Origin of the sequence: Shewanella maritima (genome assembly GCF_004295345.1) — a bacterium.
Lineage (GTDB): Bacteria > Pseudomonadota > Gammaproteobacteria > Enterobacterales > Shewanellaceae > Shewanella > Shewanella maritima.
On record NZ_CP036200.1, the window covers coordinates 2,114,273 to 2,127,434 of the forward strand.

The 13,162-nt window shown below is 44.4% G+C and carries 11 protein-coding genes; 2 read left to right on the top strand and 9 right to left on the bottom strand.

Going from position 1 to position 13,162, the window contains the following annotated elements:
* Positions 1 to 184 precede the first annotated feature (184 nt).
* The 9 genes from EXU30_RS08975 to EXU30_RS09015 all read right to left on the bottom strand — a co-directional run bounded on the left by EXU30_RS08975 (position 185) and on the right by EXU30_RS09015 (position 11,022).
* The gene (locus tag EXU30_RS08975; RefSeq protein ID WP_130599307.1) at positions 185 to 3,361 is read right to left on the bottom strand and encodes an efflux RND transporter permease subunit; all 3,177 of its coding nucleotides are present in this window, start codon (positions 3,359 to 3,361) and stop codon (positions 185 to 187) included.
* A complete protein-coding gene (locus EXU30_RS08980; RefSeq protein WP_242620372.1) occupies positions 3,358 to 4,617 on the bottom strand; it encodes an efflux RND transporter periplasmic adaptor subunit in 1,260 nt (419 codons plus the stop codon). The genes EXU30_RS08975 and EXU30_RS08980 overlap by 4 nt, the downstream gene beginning before the upstream one ends.
* 1 nt (position 4,618) lies before the next feature.
* Positions 4,619 to 6,055: an efflux transporter outer membrane subunit gene (locus tag EXU30_RS08985; protein WP_130599311.1), complete on the bottom strand. Its 1,437-nt coding sequence runs from the start codon at positions 6,053 to 6,055 to the stop codon at positions 4,619 to 4,621.
* 370 nt (positions 6,056 to 6,425) lie between these two features.
* Positions 6,426 to 7,691 (bottom strand): serine/threonine protein kinase, encoded by a 1,266-nt coding sequence (locus tag EXU30_RS08990; RefSeq protein ID WP_130599313.1) that lies wholly within the window; start codon positions 7,689 to 7,691, stop codon positions 6,426 to 6,428.
* A gap of 151 nt (positions 7,692 to 7,842) precedes the next feature.
* Positions 7,843 to 8,427 (bottom strand): sigma-70 family RNA polymerase sigma factor, encoded by a 585-nt coding sequence (locus EXU30_RS08995; RefSeq protein ID WP_165398999.1) that lies wholly within the window; start codon positions 8,425 to 8,427, stop codon positions 7,843 to 7,845.
* A 397-nt stretch (positions 8,428 to 8,824) separates the two neighbouring features.
* Complete coding sequence (locus tag EXU30_RS09000) at positions 8,825 to 9,535, bottom strand: metallophosphoesterase (protein WP_130599317.1); 711 nt, start codon at positions 9,533 to 9,535, stop codon at positions 8,825 to 8,827.
* 158 nt (positions 9,536 to 9,693) lie between these two features.
* Complete coding sequence (locus EXU30_RS09005; protein WP_130599319.1) at positions 9,694 to 10,014, bottom strand: hypothetical protein; 321 nt, start codon at positions 10,012 to 10,014, stop codon at positions 9,694 to 9,696.
* A 303-nt stretch (positions 10,015 to 10,317) separates the two neighbouring features.
* Positions 10,318 to 10,563, bottom strand: coding sequence for an HP1242/YdcH family protein (locus EXU30_RS09010; protein WP_130599321.1), 246 nt, complete (start codon positions 10,561 to 10,563; stop codon positions 10,318 to 10,320).
* Positions 10,564 to 10,707: 144 nt separating this feature from the next.
* Positions 10,708 to 11,022, bottom strand: coding sequence for a hypothetical protein (locus EXU30_RS09015; protein ID WP_130599323.1), 315 nt, complete (start codon positions 11,020 to 11,022; stop codon positions 10,708 to 10,710).
* 424 nt (positions 11,023 to 11,446) lie between these two features.
* Here EXU30_RS09015 and EXU30_RS09020 point away from each other — a divergent pair, with 424 nt between their 5' ends.
* Both EXU30_RS09020 and EXU30_RS09025 read left to right on the top strand, forming a co-directional pair.
* Entirely contained in the window at positions 11,447 to 11,980 is a 534-nt protein-coding gene (locus EXU30_RS09020; RefSeq protein WP_341274642.1) for a fumarylacetoacetate hydrolase family protein, read from the top strand.
* Between the two features lie 828 nt (positions 11,981 to 12,808).
* Positions 12,809 to 13,141: a hypothetical protein gene (locus EXU30_RS09025; RefSeq protein WP_130599325.1), complete on the top strand. Its 333-nt coding sequence runs from the start codon at positions 12,809 to 12,811 to the stop codon at positions 13,139 to 13,141.
* The last annotated feature ends 21 nt before the right edge of the window (positions 13,142 to 13,162 follow it).

Genomic DNA, 13,162 nt, shown 5'->3' on the forward strand with positions numbered 1-13,162 from the left:
TATTGGAGTAAGTTTTCTCGGCAGGAATGCCGTGGCGAAGCCATCACGGCGTCTTGCGGAAATAGCGCGTAGGATTGATTCCAAATGGGGTACACATGCAGTCACTCAGTGCGATAGATGCAAACAAAAACAGCCACCCAATCTGGGTAGCTGTTTAATCTAGAGACACCTTAACGCTTAAGCGTTACTTAGCTTCAACTACATGAGCTGGTTCTTGGGTCGACATTTGGACTGGCACAGCAAAACTGTCGCCATAATCCTTGTCGTAAGCCTCAGCATCGACTTTTACCCCTTTTACGCGCTCAACCACCATGTAGTTTACTGGTACTAAAATCAGCGTAATAAAGGTCGCAAAAATGATACCAAAGCCCAGTGATATCGCCATTGGGATTAAGAACTGCGCCTGAGTTGATTGCTCAAGTAGCAAAGGCATTAAACCAATAAAGGTAGTCAAACTGGTCAACATGACTGGTCTAAAGCGCTTAGCGCCCGCGGTTAATACCGCTTCAACCAGCTCCATGCCCTCTTCACGCTTCTTGTTGATGAAATCAACCAATACTAGTGAGTCATTGACCACCACACCAATCAAGGCCAGCATACCGAGAATACTGAAAATAGTCAGCGGGCTGCCCATCAACCAGTGACCAACAACCGCGCCGATTAGACCAAATGGAATCACACTCATCACAATCAACGGCTGAATGTAAGACTTAAACGGAATCGCCAGTAAGCTGTAGATCATGAAGAACACAAACACTAGACCCCACTGCAGTGAGCCAAAGCTGTCTCTTTGCTCCCTCGCCTCACCTTCAAGCTCGTAAGTTACACCAGGATATTGAGCAACTAGACCATCTAGGTACTCTTTCAAGCTCGCCTGAAGCACCGTCATATTAGTATTGTCTTTGTCGACATCAGCGGTGACGTTTAAGACGCGGTAACGATCAATACGCTTAATGGTTGATGGACTTTTTCCTGAGGTCATTTTAGCTACATGCCCTAAAGGTACTTGAGTACCCTGGCCTGTACTAATCAGCACTTTTTCTAGATCAGCTAATGACTTACGCTCATCAAGTGGCAAGCGTACCATCACCTCAATATCATCACGGCCACGCTGAATACGCTGTGCCTGTGAGCCGTAGTAATAACTACGCACCTGGCTGACCACTTCACTGCGGGTTAAACCAAGCGCCTTACCTTGCTCAGTTAACTCAATGTGCAGTTCCTCTTTACCGTCGGACAGGCTATCAGCAATTTCAAACACGGTTGGATAAGTCGCTAAATGGGCTTTTACCTCTTCAGCCACCTTATCTAACGTTTCAAGTGAGCTTGCTGCGAGTTGTACATCAATAGGATCTGAACTTCGACCAATTTCAGCACGGTAAGTTAACGACTCAGCTCCCGGTACATCACCCACCATTCGACGCCACTCTGCAACAAGTTGTGCAGAGGTGATATCAGATACCCGTGACTCTGGCGGCGTGATTTCAAAACGCACATTACCCGCATTAGAGGTACCACCACGACCGCCAGTGGTTTCCAGGATATTCATGATGATGCTTTCACCTGTAAGCTCATCGATATACTTGTCTTGTAAGATCTTGGCTTTATCAGCTATAGCAACTAGGTGTTTATTAGTCACTTCAAATGGTGTACCTGCTGGCATTGTCAGGCTTAAACGCACTGTCTCGCTCGGGATACGTGGGAAGAAAGTAAACTTAGTCCAGCCTGTTGAGATTAACGCAGCAATAATCAACAGGACGCCAGTAAATAAGCTAAGCGTCGCGGCTTTGTTCTTCAACGCAATACGCAGGAAAGGCTGATAGAACTTAATAATCGCGCGCTCAAAGCCATCAGCAAAAGCTTGCTGCAGTTGCTCTAGCTTGTTTTGCTTTTTCTTCTCATGGCGAAGTTTGATGTACTTAAGGTGCGCTGGCAGTACAAACTTAGATTCAATCAACGAAAACAGCAGCACAGGGATAACTACAATAGCAATCTGAGCGAAGATAGCGCCACGTGTACCTTCAATGAACAGCATAGGCAGGAATGCCGTCACTGTGGTCAAAATACCAAAGGTAACCGGTGCCGCAACTTCCTTAGTGCCATTGATCGCTGCTGTTTCACCATTAGGTGCGGTTTTTAAGTGGCTATAGATATTCTCGCCGGTAACAATGGCGTCATCCACCACGATACCCAACACCAGAATAAAGCCAAATAAGCTCATGACGTTTAACGACACATTAAAAAACGGCATGAAGATAAATGCGCCCATAAATGACACAGGAATGCCGATAAACACCCAAAAAGCGATTGATGGACGTAGGAACAAAGTCAGCAGTAACAGCACTAAAATACCGCCTTGCATCGCGCTACCCGCTAAGGTGGATATGCGGTTTTTCACAATCAGTGAGTCATCGTCCCAATAACTTAGCGTATAACCGGCTGGTAAAGAGTCTTGGCGCTGATCAATGTAATCTTTTACTTTGTCAGCCACTTCAATCGCACTTTGCTGACCGATACGGTATACATCAATAAATACCGCCTTTTCGCCGTTAAATCGTGTACGAACCGGTGTTTCTTCAAAGCCGTCCTGAACATAGGCAATATCACTTAAACGAATAATGGTCCCGTCAGCCGCTGTCTTAATGACGATGTCAGAAAACTCATCTTTATAGTAAGCCTGACCTTTTGAACGCAATAGAATATCGCCACCATCGGTGCGCAGGTTACCGGCCGAAATATCGGCACTAGAAGCACTAATAGCATTAGAAATTTGGTTTAACGTTAAATTGTACTGTTGCAGCTTATCTTGCGGTACTTCAAGCGTGACTTCGTAATTGCGTACCCCTGCAAGCTCAAGTTGAGTAACCCCCTCTAAACGCAACATCTCATCGCGAACCACCTCGGCAAACTCTAGGGTTTCTTTTTCACTGTATTGACTAGTCACAGTAACAGCGAGTACATCTCGCTTGCGCTGAGCTAAGGCAATAACGGGCTTTTCAGCATCTACAGGAAAGGTGTTAATCGCATCAACGCGACTTTTAATGTCGGCTAGTAATTCACGAGGCTCATAGCCACTATCAATTTCAATGTTGACGTTAGACGATGATTCCGAGGAAGTTGAAGTAATTTTCTTGATCCCTTCTAGATCTTGAACCGCCTCTTCAACACGAATAGTCACGCCTTTTTCTACATCCTCAGGCGTTGAACCTTTAAGCGATACTCTAACCGAGACCACTTCTGATTCGACACTAGGAAACACTTCTAGCGGAATGCGCGTTGATAATGAACCAAGGCCAATCACCAACAAAAACAGCATCAGTAAGTTGGCCGCGACATGGTTACGGGTAAACCAGGCTATCATAGGGTCGCCTCCTTCTTAGGAGCGTTTTCAGGTTTACTGCGCGGCTTGTCACCATTACCACGAGGGCCTCGTTCGCCAGCTGGAGCGTCAGCTGTGCGCTGACGTTTAGGTTTCGCTTCACCAGCAATGGCTACTGGCGTACCCGAACTGACTTGACCGAGCGAAGTTAACACCAATTCATCCTGTGGGCTTAAACCTGACGAGATAACAGCATCAGTGCCATTTTGCCAAAGGATATTCACATCTGTGCGTAGCAATACTCCATCGCGTACACGATAAACATAGCTGCCCTGATAAATGGCGCTACTTGGGATAACAATCGAGCTTTGGAGCGTTTTACCTTGTATTTTAGCCGTAAGGTATTGGCCAATTTTTAGTGGCGTCTGCTTACCCTGTTGGTAGCTAAACGGATCATCAATTTGCGCAACAACGTACAATTGCTGCGAACTGTCATCAATCGCGCCTTCAGTGCGATCTAACTGCCCTTGCCACAGCTGACGACCCACTAAGTCAGACTCAAACTCAACCGGTGCAACGGCTGACTTACCTTGCTCTGGTAGCTCGACCAGGGCCAAATCTCGGTTATGAATTGGCAAACGGATTTCCACATAATCAGTAGCATAAATCGTCGCTAGCTCAGAGTTGCTAGTCACCACGCGACCGATATCAACATTTTTTTGTAAAATACGGCCATCAAATGGCGCTACTACTTGGGTGCGCTCGAGTGCTAACAAGGCTTTGTCTAACTGTGCCTGGCTCGACAGCATAGCAGCTTGCGCGGCGGCTAGTTGCGGCTTACGTAACACCAAGTCGTTTGGCTCGCGGCCGTTGCCTAAACGCTTCCAATCGATCAAGGCTTGTTCAACGCGCGCTTGCTCTTCCAGTAAACTTTGCTGTGCTTGCAGCAATCCAGCCTGAGCAACTTTAACCTCAGCTTGATAATCACGATCGTCAAGCTGCACTAGCACTTCACCCTGCTTGAAGAAACCACCTTCACGGAAGTTTTGGCTAATGGTTAAGATCTGCCCTGAAGCCTGTGCCACCAGCGAGCTTTGGGTACGCGGCTTGACCACGCCAAAGCTACTGACCTCAATTTGATAGGCTTGCGGTTTTATGGTTTGCGTCTCGACGGTCACATTGGCGGCCGACTTTTTAGGGCCGCGTTTTGAGGTTGGCGGATTGCTGGTAATCCACATGATTGCTGCCACAACGACTGCAACGATGGCTACAGGAATAAGGTATTTTTTATTTAGCATTTTATTGTTGTTCCCCATTCGCTTGAGCCACAGCGACTTGCGCCTGGCTTGCTTGACTATCTTGCATACTAATGCCTTTATCTAGCTCACCACCTAACGCTAGGTGCAGCTGGATACGGTTAGCAATAATTTGATTTTTAAGATTAATAACTGAAGTTTGCGCGACAAAAGAGCGGTCTTGAGCATCGAGCACTGTGGTGTAACTTTCTAAGCCGCTTTGGTATTTCTCAAACGATAACGTTTCTGCTTGTAGCGCGTTTTCTTGCGATTTTAGCGTTGACTGATATTGCAGCTGTAAGCTGGCATCTAAGTCGAGCGCGTTTTCAACCTGCTCAAATGCACTAAACAAAGTATTTAAGTACTGCTGCTCTTGCTGCTTCAAAATCAGCTTTTGTTGCTCGGTTTGTGCCTTTAACTTGCCCGCGTTGAAGATAGGCGACGTTAACCCAGCAAACACCGACCAGCTGGTGTAGTCACCGTCAATCAAGTTAGCAAACTCACTACCACTGCTACCAAAGCTGCCACCAAGACTCAGCGACGGGTAGCGCTGCTTTTGGGTGTAAGCAACGTTGGCATCTTGAGCTAACAATTTATACCAAGCGCTTTGTAGCGATGGCTTGCGCTTAACCAGCTCGCTCGGCACACCAACTGTAATACCCTCAGGCAATAGTGGTAGCTTAGCGTCCACCATCAACTTAGCCGCGGGGTAACCACCCAGCAGGCGCTCAAGGGAGCGAATATCACTATTAAGCTGATTACGCTGAGATATCAGGTTTGACTGCTGGCTATAAAATTCATTTTGTGTGAGATACACATCAAGTGCAGTGTTTAAACCCTGCACATAGCCCGACTCAATGATCTCAAAGCTCACTTTAGCGTTGTCAGTTCGCTGCTCGTATAACTTCACCAGAGCTTGAGAACTCACCACCTTGTAATAAGCGGAAACTATGTCTGCAACTAAGGTATCGCGGGCTTGTTGATAGTCAGACTCAGCAACCAATAGATTAAGTTTGGCAGCGCGAGCACTGTCAGACAGCTTGCCCCAAATATCTAGCTCATAGCTAAGGTTCAAACTAGCACTATTGCTATTTGACTGACCGTCATTATCGCCATTACGTGCGGCATTGACTGAACCTGTGAGCTCAGGCCAAAAATTAGCGTCATTCACGTTGAGTTGCTGTTTTTTTACTTCCACTTCCAGTGCAAGCTGTTGCAACTGCTGATTACGATTGAGGCCGATACTGGCAAGCTCTAGCAATTGCTCGGTAGCAATGGCATTAACCCAAGGTTGATTCTCTTTTAATGCTTGTGCATTGGTGTACCAGGTTTGCGGCAACTCAGGGGTAACTTGCGCCTCGTCCAAATAGCTTGTGCTTGAACAAGCTGCCAATACACTCAGCGATAGGGCTAACGCCACTTTAGTGACAGGTTTACTCATCTGTCTCGCTTCCTAGATTTGATTATTTTTATGATTATGATTTTAGTGATTTGCGATACGAAATAAAATGCGATTTAGATGACTTTGCACGCTTTTACAAAGCGCCTCACACTTGACGGTAAATTTGTGTAAACCTAGGAGAATTAACGAAAATAACGATTATAAAAACGGCAGCCATTCAGTGCGATAAACCATTAAAATCAGACACTTGAAAAAGTATTCGATACAATTCATTCACTTTAACTACTGCTATTGCTTAAGTGAAACAAATACACACTTTCTTACAATCTGTGGCGAAGGCTCTGACAAGAGCTAAAAGCACACGTTCCTAAGGCAACCAAACGCCATCAACTAGATATTTCCGAGATACTTAAGCACCAACAAACAGCATGTAACTCGCAGCAATGGAATACACCAGCAAGATGCTAGCGAGTGTGGTAAATGGTTTACGTTTCATCCACTTAACCGCGCGGTACATAGGGCTTGTTGAATATTCATCAACGGCTTCACCTGCTAGGTATGCACTAAGTACCTGCTCAAACTCACTGGAGGAAGCAAACCTTTGCTCGGGCAACTCGCCCACTGCGCGCTTAATAATCGCGCTTAACTCTAGTGGCAGCAGCTTTTGCATCTGTGCTTTTTCAGCCTGCTGCTCAGCGCTTTCCATGGCAAAGCGTTTCGGCTCACGGTAGATATCAAGCTTGAAGCTTTGAGTGAACAAATAGTGCAATACCACGCCAAGAGAATACACATCAGATGCTACACTCGTAGGCAGCCCGGCTTGCTGCTCTGGCGCGCTCCAATTACGAGTAAACGCTTTAACACTTGTTAGGCTCGACTTTTGATGGTCAGCTTGCTTTTCAGGCTCTTTAGGTGTCTCCGCCTTGTATTTGCGTGCTAAGCCAAGGTCAATTAACACCAATAAACCTTGCGGGTTCACAATAATATTCTGCGGCTTAATATCGCCGTGATACATGCCCTGACTATGCAGGTAATCCACGGCGTTTAGAAGTTGCTTAAATAGTTCGAGTTTGAGCTTATGCCGCGCTTTGGAGCCCAGCTGAGTATTGATACGTATCAGCCAATCGGTGAGCGGCTCACCATCAATAAAGTCCATCACAATACACGCTTGTCCAAGTACCTTGGATGCCCCATAAATACGGCACAAATTGGGGTGATCAAGCAGCATCATTGCAGAGGCTTCGTTGGCAAAAACCGCTTGCTGCTGGGCAGAGCTAAGTTTATCAGTGCGCAGCACTTTAATGGCCGCGTTATGCACTGTGGAACTTTGCTCATCTAAGCTGCTTAAGCGCTGCTCGCCTAGGAATACGAGTCCCATACCGCCGGTCTCTGACACTAGCTCAGTAATGGTAAAGTCCATCACCTGCTGCCCAATAAATGCCTCGGCTTTAAGTGCTTGAGTTTGCTGACTCTCAGTTAACATCTGCTCAGACAGCATTTTCTCTGCCTCAAGGGGCGTATCATCAATAAGCAGCATCTTATTTAAAGTTTGCCAATCTTCGCTACTCAACTGTGATTTAAGCTCGGTAAGTTTTAGCGCTAATTGCGCTTGTGGTAAATCAGCTATCTGAGGATAGATTTCGGCTATATCAAGCGGTTTAGACTGTTGCGACATGGGTTTATTGATGACTTTGTTGTGGTTTTATTTTTGTGGATCTATTGTGACTTAAATTCAGCAAGAGCGGGCAAAATTAACTCTGCTCTTGCAGGCTTAGGCTTCGTTAACAGGGTTATTTGTAACTGGACCATTTCTAACTGAACTCTTTCTAACTGAGCTTGGCACGCAACCACACAGTGGCAAACTTGAGGTCATTGTCGACAGTACGTGGCGACAACTCTAACATATCAGCAACTTGCTGGTGAGATACCATTGCAAAGTGTTTTAGCTCAAACACCTCAGCCTGACGCGGATGAGCCTGCTGCAATAGCTCTAGCGCCGCAGACAAATTGAGGTTTTCAGTCCAGTTTGGCAGCTCTACTTCAGTTTCATCCAGTTGTTGATGCAAAAACTCATGCTTGGCCTGCTGCTTGTTGACCATGGATTGATGCGGCTTACCAAACAATAAATGCCACACCGACACACGCACATAGTCAAAAAACTCCTGACGGCTCGCAAAAGGTTGTTCGTCATTACGCCAGCGGTGCAGCTTAACTACAGACTCACTAGCAAGCTCGGTAATGGAGGCATCATGCAGTAAGGTTTGATTTGGTTGATGCTGACTCAAGTAGCGCTCAACAATGGCGCGAATATCCTGATAGGCATAGGTGAGAAACTCAGCGCTCTGGCTTTTATCGCGACTTTGCCAGCCTTGTAACAACTCAGTGGCATTAGCTAGCTCTCTAATAGACACTCTATTGACTCCTTCACCTATGTCAGTTTTTCTAGTTTAAATCGTTACTAAACGGCGGCTCTCAAAGGGTGAGACTTAATATTCCAGCTTAGTGTTATTGAGATAAACGCGGACAATTAAACAACTGATATTTTTCCATAATTATGCCAACGAGTTAACCCCATCGCTCACACATATCACCACAATTACTTTTTCAACCTGAGCTCTGGATAAGGAAGTGGCAATCACTCTCTAGGTCTGAGTTATACCTTCCATTATGTTTCTAGCGAGATAGTTTTTGTTTAGTTCAAGGCGAAGCTGCGCGTCAATAGCTAGCCTATTGCAAGTAGCTTCAACGAAGAAATGGGCAAAAATAGCCGTTAGAAACCGATTTATTATCCAGAGCTCAGGTTTATAACTAATGCATACCAGCTGCGGCCAGTTGCAACTCAGGGAAAAAGAAGTCGATACGAACCACAGTTAACTTCTTGTTGTGGGTGAATGTTTCGATCCAGTAACGATTACGCATCTGTGTAATCCAGGGAACGGGGTCATGGCCATGGACTACAGCATCAACGCCGCTGACGCTATACCAGGGTTTACGCTCATCAAGCGGCCTGTGCCAAAGGAGTTGCCAAATATCATGCTCGGACAACTCTCCCGACTGCACATGCTGCCAGTCTAGCGGCGTATTGGCGTGACTAATGCCTATGGTTTTACCAGCAAACTCTATGGTGCGCGCCAGTGGCATAGTCACATCAATCAGGGTTTTCCAACGCATGAGCAAATCAAGCCTGTCTAGGTATGGTGTTATCCATTCACCACCTTGTTTTTGCATCATTTGCCAGTATTTACTTGATTCAAATCCCTTTAAAAACAACTGTTCGTGATTACCCAACACTGCGTAAAACCATTTTTCAGTTAACAGGTTAAGACAATCAATGCTGGTGTCACCTTTATCAATAATATCGCCAGTGCAAAACAAGCGGTCAGTTTCATAATTAAAGCCAACCCTTTCAAGCTCAAACTTGAGGGCATCCACTTCGCCGTGGAGATCACCGACAATATAATCCTGCCCTTGAATATTAGCCTGGTGATAAATATGCTGTTTACGCGGGGAAAATTTCATCACGTAACTCCTTGTTTATGCTTTAATTAAAACACCGATAGCTAGCGCAGCGAGGCTAAAATTAAGCCTCGCCCACTCCTTGCTCGCCCTCGTCCACTCCCCGAGCTGCGAACCATCTCCGTAGAAAGACTGTTGCAGCTCAAGCTTGAGAGTGTCGTTCACATCTGCAGGATGTTTGCCGCCAGTAAGTCACGGTCGAGGCTAACGTCGTCTTTCTCTGCTAGTTCAATCATGTAATCGAGCTGACACTCGTTATAAATGTCGTTTTGCTTTTCGCTCATTTGATCCATCAAACCTTTTACGCCCGCTTTCTTAAAACAGGTGTTGAGCATCTTCATTTTCATGTCAACGTCAAACGAGTGGTTCCACTCATTAATCCAGGTAAGCTGCTCTTCTTCGCTTGAGCCACCGCAGCCCACCAGCATCGCGCTGGTCAATGCAACCAATAAACCTGTTTTAATACTTGTTGCTAATTTCATGTCGATTTCCTTTATCTGCGTTATTTGAAATTTTTGCTTAGCGCTGTGGTTTACCTCAGCGCCTCAGTTGTTGATAACGAGGATATAAATCAATGCCCTGAAACAGCAGTGACGTAAACAAAATCAAATTACGCAAAAATAATTAGTCGATTGAATTTGTTATGAAAAGCAATGTTATTTAGGAAGTAACAGAAGTGAACGCAATTGATGGCAGGCAATAAAAAACCATGCCTTGGACTCAGCCCAGGCATGGTTATTTGTTTCCTTAGCGCACTAGCGCTGAAATAACAATTAAGGTGGTATTTAGCCGTTAGCTTTTAACAACCTTTGATATAGGGAATCTTTAAGCTCGGCGCGGTCATGCTTTAATTGATGCATAGCTTCATCATCAATTGGTGCATTCTTTAACTCTAAGGCGCGGATTTCATCATCCAAGCCGTTGTACTTTTTAGTATCCGCTGCAAAGGTTTCATCACTGGCTACTAACTTGGCGATAAGCTCGCTGTGCTCTGGAAACTCATTTGCTAACGAATGACTCTCACCCAACATATATTGCACTCCTTTGTGATAATAAACTGGTTCAAGTATAGAACTGAAAACAGCACTTGATTAAGTTTATTAACTCACGTTCGTCAGGAGAAAAATGAGATCAAGATCACACCAGATGTGATTATCAACAACTTGTTGGTGACGCTACATTTCTAGCGGTTCAACCTCATTAGCCCTAATTTTCTGTTGCTTGACCACTTGCAAAGCAAAATACACAAAGTAACCAACAAGTGGCATGAGGAATAATCCGGCAAGCCACCACCAGTGCTTATTGAAGTACGCAAATGCACCAAGGTAAATGAAATGAACGCCGTAACAAGCAAGAAAAGCCAACATGATGTAAAAGTCATAAGGCTTAAGAATAAAACTAGCACTAGCAAAGTCTTGAACGTAAATGAGCAGTAACGCAAAAGCCAGGCCGAGCAACCCAATCAGATTAAATTTTTTACTAAATATCATTGATATTCCAACTCATACTCTCAAATTTATGCATGCTGACCTAGCTAACACCAACCTATTCGCTAATCATACGACCTAAGCCACTCTTATCAAACCTGTTTATCGAACAGCAGAACCTATACCACTTACTTTAAGGTACTAACCTTATTGGCCTCAATGCTCAGAAGCTAACCTGAGTTCTGGATATTAAATCGGTTTCTAACGGCTACTTTTGCTTATTTCTGTGTTGAAGCTACTTGCAATAGGCTAGCTATTGACGCGTAGCTTCGCCTTGAACTAAACAAAACTATCTCGCTAGAAACTTAATACCATGTATAACTTAGGACTATAGAGTTATTGGCACTTCCTTATCCAGAGTTCTGGTTAGATATTTATGTTACTCATCGTTAAGATGTGTGACGGTAAATTTTCAGGGAGAGTATCAATGAATTCAATTATGGTCGCCAACCGCAAGGTAACCCCATCTAAAGTGGTGTGTATTGGCAGGAATTACGTTGACCATATCAAGGAATTGGCGAATGAACAGCCCACTGAACCGGTGATTTTTATTAAGCCCAACTCAGCTATTTCGCAGCAAATAGTCTTAAGCGGCGGCGATGAAATCCACTATGAAGGTGAAATTTGCTTTGCTGTCCAATCAGGGCAATTAAGCGCCGTGGGCTTTGGGCTGGATTTAACGAAACGCCAGGTTCAATCGCAACTAAAAGCCAAAGGATTACCCTGGGAGCGAGCAAAAGCCTTTAACGGCTCCGCAATATTTAGTGATTTTGTAACTCTGCCGAGCGATATAACTGAGCTGCATATGGAGCTATATATCAATGAAAAGCTCACTCAGGCAGGCGACTACGCACAAATGATCTTTAAACCCGCTGAGTTTTTAGCTGACATCAGCAACTTTCTCACCCTTGAAGATGGTGATGTAATTATGTCTGGCACCCAAAAGGCGTGGGGAAAATAGATGTGGGAGACAAATTCACCGCCAAAGTTTTTGCTGGCGACAATTTGATACAAGAGTGCACTTGGGTGGCGCAGGATTAGCGTGCTAATTTTGATTGATACTGCCCACGTTTAGTTAAAAAAATCAGATAAGAAACTAGCTCAATAACATACCGCCGCAAGGATTTTGCGAACGCTTGAGCTAGGTCAATCATAACGACAAGGAAGTGATAATAATGGAACTTTTAAGCGCTTTTTTTGGCGCCCATCCCTTTGAAATTACCTTCAAAGTATTCTTAATCTGCGTTAGTAGTTACCTAGCGATAAAACATTTTAAGCTAGCTCACAGCTGCCCAAAACCACAACACAATTACCGCGCTATCGTGTATTTAGGGATTTTACTAAGCATCATTGTATTTGGCGTAGGGGAAGTACTTCGAATTACCGCTAGCGTGCCCGCAGAACGCATCGTTTATTATTGCGATGTTCCAGCATTCTTGATTGCAATAATCGTCATCTTCTATGCATTCAAATTGATAATGAGCTCAAGCAATAGCTCCCATAAGGAAAACTAACTAAGGTCTTGGACATGTAACCTTTGGGACGCTAAATATTTAATCAGTAAATTATAGTTGTTCAACTATAATTTACTGTGCATACTGCGACACACGACTTTTAACTATAAAAATCATAGATAGGTTCTAACTTTAAATTACAGCTAACCACCTGAATAATCAGTGGTAATATCAACTGAGCACAGCAGTTGCATCAACTCCTACATTGCTATGAACAGCTCGTTTATGTAGCAAGCTCTCCCCATAACCTTACACACTAAAATTATGGAAAAACCATGAAATCGAATCAAAGAGTTAAGAGCATGCAATTTGGGATTTTAGCTAAAGTCTACCGTGACGCTTATTCAAATTTATATATTGAAAGTAATGCTGGTAAGAAGTTAAAAATGACAACGAAGTTCCCTAGAATTAACTTTATCGAGCAAAAAGCTTTGAAACTAGTTGGTAAACAGGTAGCTATATATACTTCAAAAACAACTGGTGACTGGTCTTCAAGTGAATACTTTTGCGACATTGAAGCCATCGCAAAAGGCAACACAAATTCAATCCACCCCAAAGAAGATGACATATTTTGGAGTGATGTTTCTGGTAAGGATTTACCATTCTAACTAACTTAGCATTCACTTAGT